The sequence below is a fragment of the Pseudomonas sp. LBUM1669 genome (genome assembly GCF_059695705.1).
The window spans coordinates 634,940-654,916 of record NZ_CP166784.1; the positions used below are offsets into that span (position 1 = coordinate 634,940).

A 19,977-nucleotide genomic window follows, 5' to 3' on the forward strand; every position below is an offset into this window, starting at 1 on the left:
ATACTCCATGGATGAAATAAACTCATCCAGACTGATTTCTACTCAGTTGAAGAGGGGCGGCTGTGAGCTTCAATCTGCAAGCCACAGGCAGTTTAGCTCTTAAGGAGATTCAGATGAGTAAGATTCTTGCGATCCATGCCAGCCCCCGTGGCGAGCGGTCCCACTCCCGGCGTCTGGCGGAAGTGTTTCTCTGCGCCTGGCAGGCGCGACATCCTCAGTCGCAGCTGACTCGCCGGGAAATCGGTCGGGCATTGATACCTCCGGCCAACGAAGCCTTTGTGGCTGCGGCGTTTTACCCCGAGCCCCATGCACGCCCCCTGTCGATGCAGGCCGATCTGGCGTTCAGCGATGAATTGGTCGGCGAGTTGCTCGGTCACGATTTGCTGGTGATATCCACGCCGATGTACAACTTCAGCGTACCCAGCGGCCTCAAGGCGTGGATCGATCAGATTGTGCGGCTCGGGCTGACGTTCAATCACACCCTGGACAATGGCGTGGCGCAGTACGAGCCGCTGGTGCACGGCAAAAAAGCGCTGATCGTCACCAGCCGCGGCGGCTTCGGTTTCGGGCCTGGCGGCGAACTGGAGGCGATGAACCATGCCGATCCGTTGCTGCGCACCGCGCTGGGGTTCATCGGCATCACCGACATCACCGTGGTGGCTGCCGAAGGCGAAGAGTCGGCCGAGCGCACGTTCGCGATTTCGCTGGCCGAGGCCGAGCAGCGTTTGCTGGCGCTGGCCCGAGAGTTCTGATGGCCTGGCTGTTTCTGCTGATCGCCGCCGGGTTCGAAGTCACCTTCGCCATGGGCATGAAGTACGCCGAAGGCTTTACCCGGCTCTGGCCATCGCTGATCACGGGGGTGGCCGCCGTCGGCGGGATTTACTTCCTGACCCTGGCCATGCGCGAGTTGCCGGTGAGCATCGCCTACCCGATCTGGACCGCCATCGGTTCACTGGGCACGGTGTTTCTCGGCTTTGCGCTGCTGGGCGAAAGCCTGACGGCGATCAAACTGGTGTCGGTGGGGCTGATCGTGGTGGGCGTGGTGGGGCTGAAGTAGGGTGGATGTCATAGACTGGTCGTCGAGTTGTCATCTTGGGTGACGATGCTTGGCTAATGTCTTGCATCGCGCCTTGCTTCATCTCACCGATCACAAGGATGTCCGCCCATGTCGCAAGGTTCTGCCACGCGTTATCCGTTGGTGCTGGTCCCGGGAATGCTCGGGTTTATCCGTCTGGTGCTGTATCCGTACTGGTACGGGATCATTTCGGCGTTGCGCCGGGGAGGGGCGACGGTGTTTGCGGTGCAGGTCTCGCCGCTCAATTCCAGCGAGGTGCGCGGCGAGCAGTTGTTGGCGCGAATCGAGGAGATTCTGCGGGAAACCGGGGCTGACAAAGTCAACTTGATCGGTCATAGCCAAGGCTCGCTCACAGCCCGTTACGCGGCCGCCAAACGCCCTGATCGCGTGGCGTCTGTCACGTCGGTCGCAGGCCCCAACCATGGCTCGGAGCTGGCGGATTATCTGGAAAAACATTACCCGGCGGACAGCGCCAAAGGTCGGCTTCTCGCCGCACTGCTGCGGCTGATCGGCGCATTGATGAGCCTGTTGGAGACCGGGTATCGCGGACCAAAATTGCCCGTGGATATCCACGCTTCCCATGAGTCCCTGACCAGCACAGGTGTGGCAGCGTTCAACCAGCTTTATCCACAGGGCCTGCCTGAAACCTGGGGCGGACACGGGCCGGAAGAGGTCAACGGCGTGCGCTATTACTCGTGGTCCGGGACGCTGCAACCAGGCAAGACGGATCGCGGCGGTAACCTGTTCGACGGCACCAACCGCAGTTGCCGGTTGTTTGCCAGAACCTTTGTGCGCGAAACCGGGCACTGCGACGGAATGGTCGGGCGTTACAGCTCGCACCTGGGGACGGTGATTGGCGATGAATATCCGATGGATCACTTCGACATCGTTAATCAGTCGCTGGGGCTGGTGGGGAAGGGGGCGGATCCGGTGCGGTTATTTGTCGAGCATGCGGCGCGGTTGAAAGCGGCCGGCGTGTAAACGTCAGTTAGACCGCGTTATCGTTCTTCGCGGGCAAGCCACGCTCCCACAGGTTTTGTGTGGTTCGCCGATTTCGGGCACGACACAAAACCTGTGGGAGCGAGGCTTGCCCGCGAAAGCGTCGGCTCAGGCAACACTAACCTTACGGCCGAGCACGGTAGTCCACCGCTCCGAAAGCACCACCCCGCCCAGCGTCAACACCCCACCCACCAGGTGATACATCGCCAACTGTTCATTCAGCACCACCGCCGCAATCAACGCCGTAATCAACGGCAGCAAATTGAAAAACAGCGTGGTCCGGCTCGGGCCCAGACGCACCACGGCCTGCATCCACGCCAGCGGCGCCAGCATCGAAGCCAGCAAACAGGCATAAAGCACCAGCGGAATATTCTGCAAGGTCGGTCCGACCTTCGGTGAAGCGACAAACAGCGGAAACAGCACCACCACCGCCACCAGCACCTGCAAATACAACAACACCAGCGGCGGTAAGCGCAGCTGCCATTTTTTCAGCAGCGTGCTGTAAATCGCATAGGCCAGCGTGGCGATCAGCATCATCGCATCCCCCAGGTTCACGCCATGTTCCAGCAGCGCGCCAAGGCTGCCGGACGACACCACCACCAATACCCCGGCGAACGACAGCACCGCGCCGGCCAATGCGCCCGCCGTCAGGCGTTGGCCCAGGCTGACGATTGCCATGGCCAGCGACATCAAGGGCATCAGCGACAAGATGATCCCCATGTTGGTGGCTGTAGTCAGCGTTGCGGCGAAGTACGCCAGGCTCTGATAGACGGCCATGCCGAGCACGCCCAGGATGAAAATCTTGCCCAGGTTCGGGCGAATTTTTGGCCAATGCGCAATCACCGGTTTGAGCATGAACGGCGTGAACAGAATCCCGGCCAGCAGCCAGCGGTAGAAGCCGATTTCCGCAGGGAAGATCGCGCCGACCGCCAGTTTGTTGATCACGGTGTTGCCGGCCCAAATGAAAATGGCCAGCAGGGGATAAGCGTATTGCATCAGAAAAACCATCAACGTTAGTGAGGAGCGATTATCCGCCTGTCTGGATACAAGCCTATACTTCAATCCAGACAACCTGCCCCTGATGACGGACAGCATGACCAGTAAACACATCGATCTGCTCGACTTCGCAGAATTGCCGTCCCCTGTCTATTTCCGTTATGCCGACTTCGACACCCACGAATATGCCTCGGCCCACCGTCACCCGTGGGGCACCCTCGAGTATTCGGCCAACGGAGTCTTGCACATGGAAATCGGCAGCCGCCGCTTCATGTCGCCGCCGCAATACGCCGTATGGGTGCCGCCTGAGACCGAGCACAGTTTTTATAGCAATCAACCGATCAACTACCGTGCTGTCTGCCTGGCGCCGGCGTTGTGCCGCGCGTTGCCGCAGCAAGCATGCACGCTGGCGATCAGCGACATTCTCAAGGCGATCCTCAAGGACTTCGCCGTCCGCGACGTGAAAATTCCCGAACACGACGCGGACAAACGTCTGGCGCAGGTGTTGGTGGACCAGTTGCAACAGGCGCCCATCCAAGAGTGTTATTTGCCTTACGCCAGCCGTTCAGGATTGCTCGTAATACTTGAAGCCCTGCAAGCCGAGCCCGGGGACAATCGGCCATTGGCGCATTGGGCCGCGCAGATCCATGTCAGCGAACGCACCTTGGCGCGGCAGTTTGTCCGTGAACTGGGCATGAGTTTCGGCGAGTGGCGGCAACGCTTGCGTTTTCTCGCGGCGATCGAAGCGCTGGACAGTCAACGCAGTGTTCAGAACATTGCCTTTGACATGGGTTACAGCACGGGATCGGCATTTATTGCGATGTTTCAACGTCAGGCCGGGTGTACACCAGAGCAATATCGGCGGCAACGAATTATCTGAGTTAAAGAAGTAAGTTTGTATTAGAAGTTTTAAGTGGTGAAGTTTCTTACAGGCTAATCGGAATCGCACTTCATTTGATCGAGTGATTAACGTTGTACGCTAGTTGCATAAGCCGTTCCTGTTCAGCTTACTTATGCAGAGTATCAATGTGGCCACTTCAACCCGAATCGATGAAACATCAACAGCCGCAATACAACAAAAAAGCATTCACCACGAACTTATAAAAAAAGCTATCCCCGAATGGATACGCCAGACTTCACCCCACAGGATCAGCGCGTTAAAAAGCGCGATTGCCCCTGTTCCAGAATGGATCATCTGCGCTTCACCGATGCAGCGCGCAGCCCTGCAGCGTGCCTCGGAGGAAGGCTGGCGCGCACAAAACGACGTCGACCAGATGCTGAGCGAGGCGCAAGATGTCTACGCCTTTGCTGAACCGCTGCTTCGTCAGGCGTTGAAAGATCAATACGGTGTTGACGTCGATGTAAAGGAAACTTTTTTGCAGTTGTTTTCTCCACCTCATTTATCCCCCTGGGCCAACAATTTCAATAACGGCGTGGAATCGCGCATTGTTTCGCTGTTGGATGCGGCATTGCATAATTTTTCGGATAAAGAAGTATTAACCTCTGATTCGCAGTTTATTACCCGACCGGACAAGTCGAATCGGTTCGACATAACCGGTGTCCGCAACAAAATGAGTGTCGACCAATTCAAGACGCTGTGCCGCAGTCTGGATATCGGTGCTCAATATAAAATCTATCTTGAAAACTATGTGCGCCCGGTCGATGGACTGGCGCGCGCTGTGGTGCAGCAAAAAATTATTAAAAGCCAAAAGGCTGCGTTAAAAGCAGCCCTGTATCTGGCCAGCCTTAAAAATGATATCTCGGGAAGTGGCTACCTGGCTGTACAAAGCCTGCTCAAGGATATTAAAGCGTGGAAGATGGATGGCCTTCCCGTTCATTACTATCAGCTGAAAATGCTCGATGTTCAGTTGAGAGGCATCGTACTGATCGCCCCTGATCTGCATATCCACGACGGCGCCGCCCGGCGAGTCATTGCCTATGTGCCGCACGATCCGCAACATCCACTGAAAGAGTACGCCTCGAAGGCCGAGTTCGCCCGTGAGCTCACTCGTCAATTGCGTGACTCCCCAAAGAATTCCACAAACAGCTATCAGCAGTTCTTCAGCCGTTTTGTCGACCATCAACAAAGGGGGCGCTTCTTCGCAGCGCTCAACGCCGCGCTGGTAGAAATCACCCTGCATGAAAAGGTCCCGGGCGTCGATCAGCCGGTATGGCGCGAAACGCCCATCGAGAATCCGCGCCTGCACTTTGACCACGTTCGGTTCGAGAACGACACCCATACCTTTTTTACGGGCGACCCTTGGCTCTATCTCTATCAGCAACAGCAAAACAAAATCCTGAACGATGCCCGGGAAATGGTCATCTCGACGCAAGACGCTGATCGCATGGAGCGCTGGGCGTGGTTCGATAATCTGGAAAAAATGCTTTCCGATATCTTCAATGCCGCGTTGATGGTGGTGGGGCCTTTCATACCCTTTGTGGGCGAGATAATGATGGGTTACATGGTTTATCAGTTGGTCAGCGAGGTCGTCGAAGGCGTTGTGGATCTGGCTGAAGGTCTCTATCTGGAGGGGGCCGAGCACATCATCGGATTTGTCGAAAGCGTGATCCAGTTGGTGGCCTTCGCCGGCGGCATGAAAATCGGCAGGGAGGTTGTACTGCCCAGGTTGTCATCGTTCATCGAGTCGACAACACCGGTCACGCTTGCCAACGGCGCCAAACGACTGTGGAGCCGGGACCTGGAGCCCTATCAAAAACAAAACCTGACCCTGGCTGCGGATTCAAAGCCTGATGAAACCTGGCTGCACCGGCATGAGGGCAAGCCGATTCTCAAGCTGGACACCCGGCACTTCGAACTGACGAAAGATCCACAGACCGGCCAGCACAGGGTTAAACATCCGACTCGATCCGATGCCTATCAACCCGTGGTGGACAGCAACGGCGAAGGTGCCTTCGTGATTGAAGGCGAGCAGCCCCACACCTGGGATGACTCGACTTTGATGGCGCGACTCGGGCCAGACATGGGTGAGTTGGCTGAATCCTACGGCGACATCCGCGCGGTCAGCCAGACCGACGCCAGCGCGATCCGCCGAATGTATGCCGACAATCAGCGGCCGTCGCCTTTACTCAGCGATACCGTAACCCGGTTCCGCATCGATCGCGACATTCAGACCTTCATCGAGCAGATGGGTAGCGAACGTGCGCAAGATTACTCAAGCGCCGATCCCGAGATGCAATTTCAACTGCTCGATGGTCTGTGGCCGGGCAATGCGATTGAACTGGTAGACGCACGTGGCGAAGTGCTTCGGGTCATTGGTCGCGTGGATGGGCCGCGTGTCCGGATAAACAGCAATCGTCTGTCTGATGTTGATCTGGTCAAGAGGCTGTTATCGCACCTGGATGACGCACAGCTGAACACCTTGTTGAACGTCGAGTTTCGTATTGCGCCCAGCACGCAGGAAATGAACGTCAAAAATCTGCGGGCCGAGTTGGCGAAACGGGCCAAGAGCAAGCGCACGTCGCTATTCGACGCACGTTATCGTCGTATCGAAGCTGCCACGAGTAACAGCGCAAAAACCATCCAGGCCAAAGTGCCGGGCCTTCCCGGCACTGTCGCCCGCGAGTTGCTGTCCATCGCCAGGCCCTCCGAAGTCCAGGCGATTGAGCGTGGGCAGTTGCCCGCAAGGCTGGAAAACCTTGCGCGTTGGGCGCTTCGAGATGTGCGCATGAGTCGTGCTTATGAAGGTTTTTACCTGGACTCGGTCGAGAGTGCTGACCTGGACAGACTGGCGCTGCACTCCCTTGAGCATCTTCGCGGCTGGAATTCCGATGTGCGCATTGAAGTCAGACGGTTCGAGTACGACGGCCACCTGCTCGACAGTATCGGCAAGGACGACGCTGGGATTCGCCGCACGCTCGTCGAGCTTCACGACTCGACGTTCATCGCTTATGACGGAGACGGTAACGCCCTGCATTCGGGCATGGATTTGTTTTCCTCGATTTTGCAGGCGTTACCGGATGCCGAGCGTATCGCGCTGAACATCCATATCGGCCAAGGACTAAAACTGAAGCTGGCCTTGCGGGACAACGCGTTGAAGCCCTATCAGTTGCTGAAGGTGCTGGACGGTCTGCCGGTGCTTGAGCCTCTCACTTACGATCCTCAATGGATGCGCCTGCGTGGCGGCGCGCTGGGTGCTGGCGGCGAACGTACAGCTCTGGAAGACATCGGCGGCCAATACAGCGATCTGGTCACGGTAGCGTTCCATCCTTCTGTTTCAGCGTTCAAGCAATTCGATTATCTGCGTGGCCTGAAACTGATTCACGACAGCTTTCCACAGGATTACCTCTTCGATCTGTTCGAGGCCCTGAACGCCGCCAATGCGACCGGCGAGGCCGGGCCAGGCCTGGACATCGTCCAAAGTATCGAGGCGTTGCCCGATCTTCAGAAGCTGATGCTGCCAGGGCAGTTCAGCGCATTGACCGGGCGCCTGTTTACCGACGAGGGCTTGGTGCCGCTTACGGAGTTGGAGCGAAACCTGGGTTTGAATGCGCGCAATCTGGAACAGACCGGGCGGACCAATGCCTACCAGGCGCTGTTACGTTCAGTCCGGGAGAACGGTGTAACGCCAAGTCCGGAGCTGAGGGATTTAAGTGAATATGGAGAGTTGCTGTCCGCAGACGTAACCACGTCCGGGGAGCCGATTCAGGTATCGGCTCAAACCATGGCCAACTTGAAAATGGCGCAGGAAGCGATCTATCGATCCAAGGAGCTCCTGCCGTTGTCCGGTAATCAGTTGCCGAGCATTTGGCAAAACGGCGGTTCGGCCATTGCCAAAATCAAAGGCCTGCGAGGGATGGACCTTGAGGAGGGCGGATTCTCCGCCAAACTGACCACCGCCGAAGCTGCTCGCAAAGCCATTGAAATCAAGGGGGGCAATTGCTCGGAGAACTCGAAGGTCACGTTATCGATTCTGGCGAGCCAGCCCCGGACGTCCAGTGTTCACATTGTCAGGGCCACCCTTTTTGACCATCAATATGTAGTGATTGGGGATGATCTGAGCAATCTCGATGCACTGGTCGTCGCTGACTCCTGGCCGGAATTTCCCGCGGCGCACGTGGCCAGCAATGCACACTTCAACTTTGAAATGCCGCCGGTGACCACACTAGCCCCCGGGCCGGCCTTGGCCGAGTACGACTTTATCAATGAAACACCACCCGGGGCTGCGGCATTGCCTGCGGTTTCCGAGGCGAACACGTTCCGGCAGATAAAAATCAACAAGCTCTATGAGGAGGATGCGGCATATGCCCAATGGACGTCGTTACGTGAGCTTGGACAGACTTATGCGGTCGAGGGGGGCACGCCGGTCTTGTTCGAGCGGATGCCCGCATCGGTTATTGATAACCGGATTGAGGCCTATCAGCGATACCGGGAAGCCTTTAAGGATCTTCTGGAATCGGAGGTCGATTGAGGGCCATCTGTTGCGTCGGTGGATGAAGGTGTAACAGGGGTTGTCTACACTCCAGAATGAGGCCGCACCCCTCGGTGCGGCAACAAGGAGAAAACTCCATGAAGATGTTGCGTGTCCCTTTGTTGATGATCGGTTTGCTGCTTAGTGCCCAGGGGTTCGCCGCCACTGCGCAACAGAACAAGATGACCACCTGCAACGCTGACGCCACCGCGAAAAGCCTCAAGGGCGACGAGCGCAAAGCCTTCATGAGCACCTGCCTCAAGGCGGCGCCGGCCGCCAATGACGCCAAGACCCTGACCCCTCAGCAAGAGAAAATGAAAACCTGCAACGCCGATGCTGCGACCAAAGCGTTTAAGGGTGACGAGCGCAAAGCGTTCATGAGTGATTGCCTGAAGAAAAAATAACTGGAGCGGGAGATGTGCGGTGGCTGTAATGGCCCCATCGCGAGCAGGCTCGCTCCCACAATGGATCTGTGTGCGCAAGACAACTGTGGGAGCGAGCCTGCTCGCGAAGAGGCCGGCATGGGCGCTGCAAAAAATCGCCAATGCCCCACTAAGGTCGACCTACACAATCCCTAGTGCTGGCCTGCGAACGCTGGCAGACTGCCAATCCTTTTACGTCGTTCGTTTTGAGGCTGTATGCCAACGTTTTCTCAACGCCACGTTTTGCTGCTGATCAGTTGGGTCATCATCTTTGGTGGTTTGCTGCTGGTGATCCCACTGCGACTGCTGCCCAGCCTGCTGGCCGGGTTGCTGGTGTTCGAACTGGTCAACATGCTCACCCCGCAATTGCAGCGGCTGATCGAAGGTCGGCGCGCGCGCTGGCTGGCGGTGGCGTTGCTGGGGACTTTGGTGGTCAGCGTGTTGACCCTGATCTTCGCCGGCGCCATCAGCTTTTTGCTGCACGAGGCGGAAAACCCCGGCGCGTCCCTCGACAAATTCATGCACGTGGTTGACCGCGCGCGCGGACAATTGCCGCCGTTTATCGATGCCTATCTGCCCGCCAGTGCCGCCGAATTCCGCGTGGCCATCGGCGAGTGGATGAGCAAACACCTGAGCGACTTGCAACTGGTCGGCAAGGACGCGGCGCACATGTTTGTGACGCTGCTGATCGGCATGGTGCTCGGGGCGATCATCGCCTTGCAGCGCATACCGGACTTGACCAAGCGCAAGCCTCTCGCTGCCGCGTTGTTCGACCGCTTGCACCTGCTGGTCCAGGCGTTTCGCAACATCGTGTTCGCACAGATCAAGATTTCCCTGCTCAACACCTTCTTCACCGGGATCTTCCTGGCGGTGATCCTGCCGATGTTCGGCATCACGCTGCCGCTGACCAAAACCCTGATCGTGCTGACCTTCCTGCTCGGCCTGCTGCCGGTGATCGGTAACCTGATGTCGAACACGCTGATCACCATCGTCGGCTTGTCGCTGTCGATCTGGGTCGCCATGGCGGCGCTGGGCTATCTGATTTTTATCCACAAGCTCGAGTACTTCCTCAACGCGCGCATTGTCGGCGGGCAGATCAGTGCCAAGTCGTGGGAGTTGCTGCTGGCGATGCTGGTGTTCGAGGCCGCGTTCGGCTTGCCGGGGGTGGTGGCGGGGCCGATTTATTACGCGTACCTCAAGAGCGAGTTGAAGCAGGTGGGAATGGTTTGATCCGCGGTTGATCTCTTTGGCGAGGGGATTTATCCCCGTTGGACTGCGCAGCAGTCCCCGCATTTAGCTATAAGGGGGCTGCTTCGCAGTCCAACGGGGATAAATCCCCTCGCCACCCAGCCCCCTCGCCACAGGGTTTTGGATCAGTCCATGTTGCCGTAGCGCTTCATCGCCTCGATCGCCAACCCGCTGCCGATGCTGCCGAAGATGTTCCCTTCCACATGCTGTGCATTCGGCAACATCGCCGACACGCTGTTGCGCAGCGCCGGAATTCCGCTCGAACCGCCCGTGAAGAACACCGTGTCGACCTGATCGACGCGCACGTTGGCGTCGTTCAGCAGTTGGGTCACGCTGTTGCGCACGCGCTCCAGCAGGTTGTCGATGGCCGACTCGAACAGCGCGCGGCTCAGCTCCACGCTCAACCCCGGCTCGATGCGGTCGAGCGGCACGTGGCGGCTGTCGGCGTGGGTCAGCTGGATCTTGGTTTCTTCCACTTCCATGGCCAGCCAGTGGCCGGCGCGCTGGTCGATCAGCTTGAACAGGCGATCAATGCCGCCGGTGTCTTCGATGTCGTAGCGCATGCTGCCCAGGGCCAGGGTCGACTTCTGCGAGTACACCGAGTTGATGGTGTGCCAGGTTGCCAGGTTCATGTGGTGGCTGGTCGGCATGTAGGCGCCGCTCTTCATGCGGCTGCCGTAGCCGAACAGCGGCATCAGGCCTTGCAGGCTCAACTGCTTGTCGAAATCGGTCCCGCCGATGTGCACGCCGCCGGTGGCGAGGATGTCGTCATGGCGGTTGTCGTGCATGCGGCGCTCAGGGGACAGGCGCACCAGCGAGAAGTCGGAGGTACCACCGCCGATGTCGACAATCAGCACCAACTCTTCTTTTTCGATGGTCGACTCGTAGTCGAACGCCGCGGCAATCGGCTCGTACTGGAACGACACGTCCTTGAAGCCAATGGCGCGAGCCACATCCACCAAGGTGTTTTCGGCTTCCTGGTCGGCCAGCTCATCGTCGTCGACGAAGAACACCGGACGACCCAGCACCACTTCTTCGAATTCGCGACCAGCGGCGGCTTCGGCACGCTTCTTCAACTGGCCGATGAACAGCCCGAGCAGGTCCTTGAACGGCATCGCCGTGCCGAGGACGCTGGTGTCGTGCTTGATCAGCTTGGAACCCAGCAGGCTCTTGAGTGAGCGCATCAGCCGGCCTTCGTAGCCTTCCAGGTATTCGTGCAGCGCCAGCCGGCCGTACACCGGGCGGCGTTCTTCCATGTTGAAGAACACCACCGAGGGCAGGGTGATCTTGTCGTCCTCCAGCGCGATCAGCGTTTCCATGCCGGGGCGTAGCCAGCCGACGGTGGAGTTGGACGTGCCGAAGTCGATACCACAGGCACGGGCTGGAGATGCGTTTTTCATGACTTTCAGGTTCCGGTTAAAAAACGGCCGCGCAGTGTATGTCAGTGCGGCGCAGATTCGAAGGCCGACTATCCGCTAAATCCACCAATGGCGCCTTGATAAGATGGCCGGATGCCCCAAACTTGTCTGCATTGAGCCTGGCAGCCATCGGACGGTCGCAAGAACCGCCCACCGCTGCCGATAAACTTCTGACGCGCTACCCGGTCACAAACTTGAGATCGGTCAACCCGGCGCCTGGAAATACGCGCAGACTGCCGGTGACGGCGCGATATCGATAACGGATGGTGATTCCCTCGATGGACTTCAAAGACTATTACAAGATTCTCGGTGTGGAACCGACCGCGGACGATAAGACCATCAAGGCGGCTTATCGGAAACTGGCGCGCAAATACCACCCCGATGTCAGCAAGGAAAAGGACGCCGAGGCCAAGTTCAAGGACGCCTCGGAAGCCTATGAAGCGCTGAAAAGTGCCGACAAGCGCGCCGAATACGACGACTTGCGCAAATACGGCCAGCACGGCCAACCGTTCCAGGGGCCGCCGGGCTGGCAGGGGCGTGGCGGCGGTGGTTTTGGTGGTGGTCAGGATACGGGCGATTTTTCGGACTTCTTCAGTTCGATCTTCGGTAACCGTGGCCCTGGTTTTGGTGGTGGAGAGTCGCGTCGCAGTGCGGGACGTCGGGGGCAAGACGTGGAAATGGAACTTGGGATTTTCCTGGAAGAAACCCTTTCGAACGAGTCGAAGAAGGTCACCTTCCAGGTGCCGCAATACAACGCTGCCGGCCAGCACGTCAGCAACACCAGCAAAAGCCTGAACGTGAAAATCCCGGCCGGCGTGACCGACGGCGAGCGCATCCGCCTCAAGGGACAGGGTGCACCGGGTGTCGGTGGCGGCGCCAATGGCGACTTGTTCCTGATCATTCGCTTTGCGCCGCACCCGAAATTCGACGTCGAAGGCGAGAACCTGATCATTACCTTGCCGCTGGCTCCCTGGGAGTTGGCGTTGGGTGCCGAAGTGGCCGTGCCTACACTCACAGGCAAGATCAACCTGAAGGTGCCGGCCGGCAGTCAGAATGGCCAGCGCATGCGTGCCAAGGGGCACGGTCTGCTGAACAAGGCGGGCGAGCGTGGCTACCTGTTCGTGCAATTGAAGGCGGTCATGCCCAAGACCTCGAGCGATGAGGTCAAGGCGCTGTGGCAGGAACTGGCGAAAAAAGCCGCTTTCGACCCGAGAGAAAATTTCTGATCCAAGAGACGGAGTAGCCCATAATGAGCAACCCCCTGATCGTTCAACTGGACATGGCAGAATTCTGTGAGGCGACCGACCTGTCGGACGTCTACGTGATCGAAATCGTCGAACACGGCATCCTCGAACCTCAGGGCAAGCAGCCCAAGGATTGGCTCTTCAACGATTATGAGCTGGCACTGGCCAAGCGCGCCGCCAAGCTGCGGCGCGATCTGGAACTGGAGTGGGAAGGCGTCGCCCTGGCGCTGGACCTGCTTGAAGAGGTCCAGCAGTTGCGGGCCGAGAATCGCATGCTCAAGCAGCGGTTGGGGCGGTTGGTGGTCGAGTAAGCATTCTGACGGTTTCGTGTCGTTTGACAGGGCCCCTTCGCGAGCAAGCCCGCTCCCACATGAGTGCGGTGTACACAGATCCAGTGTGGGAGCGGGCTTGCTCGCGAAGAACGATGACGCGGTCCGTCGGTGTTAAACCTTGCGCGGCAACACCACCGTAAACATCGTCCCCTGCGCCTCACTGGAACTGACCTCGATCGTTCCCCCGTGCGCATCGACCACTTCCTTGACGATAAACAAGCCCAGGCCAAGGCTGGTGGAGGGGTGGCCGAGTTGCTCGTCCGCGCTGCGCACCAGCGGATCGAAAATCGTGCCGATCGCATCCTCGGGTATCGGAGCGCCGTAGTTGTGCACCGTGAGGCGAACCGTGTCTGGCTCGCCTGTCAGGGTCAGCGTCGTGTCCCGCTTGTTCAAACCATGCTGCAACGCGTTGCCGATCAGGTTCTGCAACAGTTGAGCCACCCGTCCGGCATCCCAGGCACCTTGGGTGTCACCCTTTACGTGGACCGTCGGATCGCACTCGGGGTTACCGGCGCAGGCTACGGCAATCGCCGCATGTACGGCATCGGCCAAGTCCATGGGTGCCGGTTCGATCGGCAGGCTCTTACCCAGGCGACTGCGCACCAGTTCCAGCAAATCACTGACCATCGCCGCCATGTGCCGCGCGCTATGCTTGATGTTGACCGCGCAGGCCAGGGCATCGCCTTCAAGCGTTGCTTTGCGCAGCAGCAATTCGGCAGACATGCTCACCGCTTGCAACGGTGCCCGCAGGTCATGCCCCAGGATCGCCAGAAAGATATCCCGCGAATAATTGACCTGCTCGGCGTAGGCAGCGGTGGATTCGGCGAGTGCTTCGTCAACGGCCTCGTTGAAGCGGATCATGTCCTGGAAATAGTCCAGGTCCGGTGACGCCAGGCTGTCGACCCACAAACGGATGACGCACGCACGCAAATGACGGAACTCCGATGTCATCTGCACCAGATCAAACCCCACGGTATGCCGCAGTTCGCCATGACTGGCGCCGGCCTCGTCCAGGCTCGGGGTTTTTTCCGGGCCTTCGCCCTTGGCCTTGGCCATCTGTTCGCTGGAGGTTTGCGCGGTGGTCATGTCACGCGCGGCGGCCAGCAAAATGGCCTTGGCGTGATCGCGCAAAGCGAGCCTGTCCATGTGCTCGGCCGCCGGGGTAATGGTGCTGGCGAACTGCTCCCATTCATCGACGATACGGTCTACGTGTTGCCTGATGAAGTCGGGTAGGCGCATGTCCGGTTTCCTGATGGGAAGTCTGGCGCATCTTAGCCCCTTTGCCGCCCGCTAAAAACTACCGTTACGCGGGGGCGCTCCTTTGGGCGGGGTTCGGGTGGTAATTACTTGTTTTTTAGATTCTTAAATCAGATGCGACGTTGATGTATTCGTGATTTCGGCGCTGCTTTTTGATCTTTTGTTTTCGTCGCCACTCAATACTCTGATGGTTCAATTCATCGCATAAGGATTTGCGAAATGAGCGAACGTTCGGACACTCTGGATCGACCCGTCATTGCCGGGCAGGTAAGAGACGCAGAGCGCAATGTTTATCGTGATTATCTGCTGGGCAAACTGCCCTCGCCGGTCAAAGACGCACCCGCTTCGCGCCTGGTTGCCCTTGCCCATTCGAAACCGGAATTTCCAGAATGGTATTTGAATTCAAGGGCCATGGATCGCCAGTACCTAAAGGAGTTGATCGACGAGCGCTGGCGCCTGCAGGGGCCATTGGACGAGACGCTGAAGAATGTGCCGCAGGACATTCTTGCCTTCGCCGAGCCCTTGCTGGTCCAGGCATTGAAAGAGCATTTGAATCTGGAACTGGACGTCAACGCGACGCTGATTCGGCTGTACGTCCCAGCCAATCTGGCCATTGGCATCGATACCCATGCCAGTCGGCTCAGGCAATCGTCATTGCTGGAAGCGGCCTTGCACAATTTCGAAGCCCCCGAAACGCAGGCGGGCGCGTTTCGCGATGGCTCGGGCATCTTCACCCGGGACGACGAAAACGAACTTTCGCGACATACGCTCACGGTCGAAAGATTTGCCGCCCTGTGCCGGACGCTCGATATCGGTGCGCTATACCAACGTCACATCAAAGCATTGCTGATGCCCGAGGCGGTCACGGCCAGAGCGACTGTCGTGCGGCAATGCACGGCCAGTGAAAAAGCCGCGTTTCACGAATCGGCGCTGATCGCGTATCTGAAGAAAGACATCACGTTCTATGGCTACGGGAAGCTCCGGCAGATCCGTGACAACGAACAAGGCATTCTGATAAGGCGTCGGCCCCTGCAAAGCCATCGGCTTTCAATCATGGGGTTCAGACTGTCTGGCATTGTGTTGTTCAGTGCGGTGGCGGACCCTTCAAAAATCAAACGGGTTTACGACGCGCTGATTCCACAGCATCAACGAACGATGCTGGAATGGTCGCGACGCCTGGCACTGCTCCCGGGGCAGGAGTTTGAACAGTTCAAGCTGCTCCAGGCGTTTTTCGCCAATGGCCCCGCTGGTCTCGTTGAGGCCATGTTGCAACGGGATGATGCTTATCAACAAAGTCGTCTGGAGGGGACGCTGATTGCGTATGTTCCCGATGATCCCGACCACCCCTTCAAAGAATATGAGTCCTTCACTGATTTCATGAAGGAACTGACGAGCCAGTTGCGCTCGCCAGGTTATCAACAGTTTTTCAGCCGTTTTGTCGCGCAAAAAGACCAGGGCAAGTTTTTTGCCCGGGTTCGCGAGCGCCTCTCGACATTCACCTGGAAACAACGCGAGCCGCTGGACATGGGGCCGTGGTGGCGGGAAACCGCAGTTGAAAACGCCAATGCAGAGCCTGTCACCCATCTCATTTCAGGGGATCTCTGGGCGCAAACAAGTCTGTGGCGCAGGGAGAAGGCGATTGCAGATGCGCGGCAGATTGCCGTGCCGACCGGCGACGAAGATGCCACCACCCGCTGGAACCGGTTGAACAGCTATCTGAACATCGGCTGGAACGTGTTCAACTTCGGCGCCATGTTGGTTCCCGGTCTGGGCGAAGCGATGCTGGCCGTCATGGCCGGGCAGATGGTTTTGGAAACCCTGGAAGGCATCGAGGACTGGAGCAAAGGGGACAAGGAAGAAGCGGCGTCCCATCTCACCAGCGTCATGATCAATTTCGCACAGTTGGCCATTATGGGCGCCGGGCATGTCTTGCCGTCCGGCGCGGCGGCGGCCGTCAAACCCTCGGCGTTTATCGACCGGTTGAAAAAGGTTGAGCTGGCTGACGGCAAGACGCGCCTCTGGAACTCGGACCTTTCGCCCTACGCCCATGACATGGTGTTGCCCGCAGAGGCAAAGCCAAACGAGCAGGGGCTGTACCGGCACAGCGAAAAGGACATCCTCAAGCATGAAAACCAACACTTCGAAGTCATAAACGATCCACGCACCGGCCAGCCACGCCTGCAACATCCGACCCGGCCAAAGGCTTATCAGCCGACACTGGAGCACAACGGTTGCGGCGCGTGGAAGACCGAACTCGACCGCCCCATCGAGTGGGACAAAACCACCCTCATGCGGCGCTTGGGCCCGACGGTCGAGGGCTTCTCTGATAACACCCTGGAGCAGATTCGTCTCGTCAGCGGTATGGGTGAGGACGAATTGCGTCGGTTGCATGTCGTCAGCGACCCGCCGCCCGTGTTGCTGACCGACACGATCGAACGCTTCCGGGCCTGGGCCGAAGTGCAAAAACTGCCCGGGCAGATAAGGCTCAACGAGGTTCCGCAAGCGTTCGTCGAGCAGGTGCTGCGGTTGCTGGTTGAATGGCCGAGATGGCCTGAGCAAAAAAGCATCGAGCTGTTTGACGGCCCCGGGCACGGCGGGCGCTCGATCAAGTTTGGCAACGTCGATGCACTGCCGGCCGACACGCTGAAGATCAGTCGTGCCGAGGTCAGTACAGGGAAACTGCCGGAACTTGCCGTGAAGTTTGCGAGCGAGACCGACATCCACGCGATGCTCGGGCAGGGCATTTCAACAGACGAGCGAGTCCGCATCTACGCCTTGAAAAACCTGCTTGCCGGACGAGCAGGCAGTCGTCGCGGACCTCTGTTTGACGCGCTGAATCGCCGTTTGCAGCTGACCGACAACCCGCAAGTTCGGGTGCTTCAGGACGCGTTCAATGGGCTCCCCACGGCGGTAGCCCGGGAGTTGCTCGCCGACATTGAGCCGCAAGACCTGCTCAACATCACCGAGCCGTCGCGCATCCCCTTGCAACTCAAGGAACGGGTGAGCGTCACCATGCAGGCGATACGAACCGCGCGCGCTTATGAAGGGCTCTTCCTCGATGCGCCCTACGGTGTGGACACCGAGCGGCTGGCCTTGCATTCGATGCAGGCGCTACCCTACTGGCCCGCAAACGTCAGGATTGAAATCCGTGCGTTTTCATTCGACGGACCGTTGCGCGACAGCGTCGGCCCGACGGATGCCACCCACCGCAGAATCCTGGTCAGCGAGGACGGCGAGTACCAGGCGCGCAATACCGATGATCTTCATTTGCACGGGGCCGATGATCTTTACGCTTCGGTGTTGCATGCCCTGCCTGATGCCGAACGAAACGCGCTGGGGTATCACGTCAATCAAGGCGCCACGCTCAAGCTCGCCATTCAAAAAGCGCCATTACCACGGGACACGTTGAGCGCGCTTCTCGGGGAGAACCCTGTGCGCAAACCGGCGTATGACCCCGCCACGATGCGTCTGCGGGGCGGCATGCGTGGGGTTGCTCATGGGCTGCACAGAGTCAACGAGCCCATGACGCCGCAAGAGCGGGTGCGTGTCGTGCGTCCCGGATGGACCGAGGACGAAGCCTTGGCCTATCTGCAGGCGAGTGGCAGCGAACTCAGTCCCGAGCAGAGGGCGAGCGCACTCGAAGCGGAATTCGATCGGCTCAACGCCAATTTTCAACGCTGGTTGAAATCGCCGACCGAAGCGTACAGCTTCACGCCTGCCGGCGTCGCCGAATGGCAATCCAGAAACGCCTTGTACAAAGCGGTCAGGGAGTGCTGGCAACACACCGGGTTGCGCCATGTGGATTCATTCGGTCATCTGCAGGGCGTTGTGCTTGACCTGGAAAACATTCCACTTGGGCGTCATTTGCGCACCATGCCCGCCCTGGAAGGCCATTTCGATCACGTCACAAACCTCAATCTGACCCTGACCGAATTGACCGACGCACACAGTTCCTTCCTCGATCATTTCCCCCGTTTGCGTTTGCTCAACGTCAACGGCAATGCGCTCACCGGTGTTCCACGTGCCATCCGCCGCATGCGCGGGCTGACGGAACTCAGCATGCGAGGCAACCGTATTGTCCTGGATGCCCAAGGCATCGCGGACCTGCGCAACCTGACACGACTTGAGGCACTGGACCTGTTTGGCAATCCGTTGGGGCAAGCCCCGGATATCGGCAGCATGAGAATGTTGCATACGCTGATCCTGACTGACACCGGCGTTCATACCTGGCCGCAGGGGCTGTTCGCACAACCGCGGTACCGGCATTTTTTCCTGGATATGCAGGGCAACGAAATCACGCAAATTCCGGCGGTACCCCTGGGTTCCGTGCAGGCGGAATTGCTGGCTCGCACGGTGCTGAACCGCGAGCCGCCGTGGTTGGCGGAGGCCAATCTGCAGACGCTCAGGGACTACATCGAGTCCGTCGGCCTTGACCCGGATCGACCGTATCCACCACGCGGCGTGCGCGACAGTCTCGACTGGGAGGCGGGCATGCCCCGGCCGGAATGGGTAGCGAAACAAGCGGTCTGGAACAGCGTCGAGGATGACCGCGGCTCGGTCGGGTTTTTCAACGAGATACGTAAACTCACCGAGTCGGCGCATTTCAAGAACGACCTCGGGTTTCGGGTCGATATGACCGCCAAGGTCTGGCGCATGCTCGAGGCGATGTTCAAAAACACCGAGCTTCGGCAAAAACTCTTCACCATGACCACGGTGCCCACGGCGTGCGTCGATGCCGGCGCGCAGCTGTTCAATGCCATGGGCCTGGAAGTGCTGGTTCATGAGGCCTATGAGCTGGCCAATCCCGCGCTGGTGGAGGGAGAGCTTGTGTCGCTGGCGCGAGGCAAGTCGCGTCTGGATGAACTGAGCAGGATTGCCCGCAAAACGATCTCCGAGCGCGAGGCGATGGGCGAGGCGTTCAGGCGTGTCAACGCCGCGGGGGAGGTGACGGGCACGATTGATGAGGTTGAAGTTCATCTGGCGTTCATGACCGATCTTGCCGACCGGCTGGACCTGCCCTGGCAGTCTCGCAACATGCAGTTCAGAGGGATCGCGGGTGTCACATCGCAGATGATCAATGATGCTTATCTGCGTGTGCTGGACCTTGAGGAAGGGGAGTTGCTCGGTGATTTGCTGGTCGAGCAGCCGTTCTGGTCATCCTATGTCGAGGGTGTCAACCGACGTGCTTTCAAAGTGTTCAGGCGCCGGATCGATGCCACGACAGACTTCTACATGGCGTTGGACAAGCGTGCGAACGACACAACGCTTTCCCTTGAGCAAAAGGCTCAGCTAAAGGAAGAGCTCAGGGTGCTCGGTGCTGAACTGAAAAAACCGGAAAGCGACTTTGCACCGGGACGCACCATGACCGATGCGCAATACGCCGCTGAGTTGAATGCGATCGATGAAGAGCAAAAGGCGTTGGTCAAAACCTTCACCCAACAGGCGATCGACCGGGCAAAACTGCAAAGGGTAGAACTCCCCTTTGTCGTACAGCCGGACGTTTGATTGCTGCTGCTTTTTCCGGGGACCTGGTACGCCAGGCCCCCCGGGATTTCAG

The 19,977-nt window shown here is 58.6% G+C and carries 13 protein-coding genes; 10 read left to right on the plus strand and 3 right to left on the minus strand.

The genetic code is table 11. The features are described 5' to 3' along the window. Positions 1 to 113 precede the first annotated feature (113 nt). The 3 genes from ACA051_RS02875 to ACA051_RS02885 all read left to right on the plus strand — a co-directional run bounded on the left by ACA051_RS02875 (position 114) and on the right by ACA051_RS02885 (position 2,056). Entirely contained in the window at positions 114 to 752 is a 639-nt protein-coding gene (locus ACA051_RS02875) for an FMN-dependent NADH-azoreductase (RefSeq protein WP_497307485.1), read from the plus strand. Then, positions 752 to 1,057, plus strand: a complete 306-nt coding sequence (locus tag ACA051_RS02880) for a DMT family transporter (protein WP_497297194.1) — start codon at positions 752 to 754, stop codon at positions 1,055 to 1,057. The genes ACA051_RS02875 and ACA051_RS02880 overlap by 1 nt, the downstream gene beginning before the upstream one ends. A 108-nt stretch (positions 1,058 to 1,165) precedes the next feature. Beyond that, on the plus strand, positions 1,166 to 2,056 hold the full coding sequence (locus ACA051_RS02885) for an esterase/lipase family protein (RefSeq protein ID WP_497307487.1): 891 nt from the start codon (positions 1,166 to 1,168) through the stop codon (positions 2,054 to 2,056). A 126-nt stretch (positions 2,057 to 2,182) separates the two neighbouring features. On the opposite strand, the gene ACA051_RS02890 is transcribed toward ACA051_RS02885, so the two are convergent. Then, the gene (locus tag ACA051_RS02890; protein WP_497307489.1) at positions 2,183 to 3,070 is read right to left on the minus strand and encodes a DMT family transporter; all 888 of its coding nucleotides are present in this window, start codon (positions 3,068 to 3,070) and stop codon (positions 2,183 to 2,185) included. A 97-nt stretch (positions 3,071 to 3,167) separates the two neighbouring features. Between ACA051_RS02890 and ACA051_RS02895 the strand changes: the two genes are divergently transcribed. From ACA051_RS02895 to ACA051_RS02910, 4 genes are all read left to right on the plus strand, one after another. Further along, positions 3,168 to 3,950 carry an AraC family transcriptional regulator gene (locus ACA051_RS02895; protein WP_497307491.1) on the plus strand — a complete coding sequence of 261 codons (783 nt, stop codon included), beginning with the start codon at positions 3,168 to 3,170 and terminating at the stop codon, positions 3,948 to 3,950. 148 nt (positions 3,951 to 4,098) lie between these two features. Further along, the gene (locus ACA051_RS02900; RefSeq protein ID WP_497373432.1) at positions 4,099 to 8,499 is read left to right on the plus strand and encodes a dermonecrotic toxin domain-containing protein; all 4,401 of its coding nucleotides are present in this window, start codon (positions 4,099 to 4,101) and stop codon (positions 8,497 to 8,499) included. Positions 8,500 to 8,597: 98 nt separating this feature from the next. Next, positions 8,598 to 8,903, plus strand: a complete 306-nt coding sequence (locus tag ACA051_RS02905) for a PsiF family protein (protein WP_497307495.1) — start codon at positions 8,598 to 8,600, stop codon at positions 8,901 to 8,903. A 234-nt stretch (positions 8,904 to 9,137) separates the two neighbouring features. Next, positions 9,138 to 10,151, plus strand: coding sequence for an AI-2E family transporter (locus ACA051_RS02910; protein ID WP_497307497.1), 1,014 nt, complete (start codon positions 9,138 to 9,140; stop codon positions 10,149 to 10,151). A gap of 143 nt (positions 10,152 to 10,294) precedes the next feature. Here ACA051_RS02910 and ACA051_RS02915 read toward each other — a convergent pair whose 3' ends face one another. Continuing rightward, positions 10,295 to 11,569, minus strand: coding sequence for an Hsp70 family protein (locus ACA051_RS02915; RefSeq protein ID WP_497307499.1), 1,275 nt, complete (start codon positions 11,567 to 11,569; stop codon positions 10,295 to 10,297). A gap of 296 nt (positions 11,570 to 11,865) precedes the next feature. Here ACA051_RS02915 and ACA051_RS02920 point away from each other — a divergent pair, with 296 nt between their 5' ends. Beyond that, positions 11,866 to 12,813: a DnaJ C-terminal domain-containing protein gene (locus tag ACA051_RS02920; RefSeq protein WP_497307501.1), complete on the plus strand. Its 948-nt coding sequence runs from the start codon at positions 11,866 to 11,868 to the stop codon at positions 12,811 to 12,813. A gap of 23 nt (positions 12,814 to 12,836) precedes the next feature. Beyond that, positions 12,837 to 13,142 carry a chaperone modulator CbpM gene (locus ACA051_RS02925; protein ID WP_497307503.1) on the plus strand — a complete coding sequence of 102 codons (306 nt, stop codon included), beginning with the start codon at positions 12,837 to 12,839 and terminating at the stop codon, positions 13,140 to 13,142. A gap of 132 nt (positions 13,143 to 13,274) precedes the next feature. Here ACA051_RS02925 and ACA051_RS02930 read toward each other — a convergent pair whose 3' ends face one another. Next, entirely contained in the window at positions 13,275 to 14,402 is a 1,128-nt protein-coding gene (locus ACA051_RS02930) for a sensor histidine kinase (protein ID WP_497373434.1), read from the minus strand. A gap of 237 nt (positions 14,403 to 14,639) precedes the next feature. On the opposite strand from ACA051_RS02930, the gene ACA051_RS02935 reads away from it, so the two are divergent. Then, the gene (locus ACA051_RS02935) at positions 14,640 to 19,925 is read left to right on the plus strand and encodes an NEL-type E3 ubiquitin ligase domain-containing protein (RefSeq protein WP_497373436.1); all 5,286 of its coding nucleotides are present in this window, start codon (positions 14,640 to 14,642) and stop codon (positions 19,923 to 19,925) included. The last annotated feature ends 52 nt before the right edge of the window (positions 19,926 to 19,977 follow it).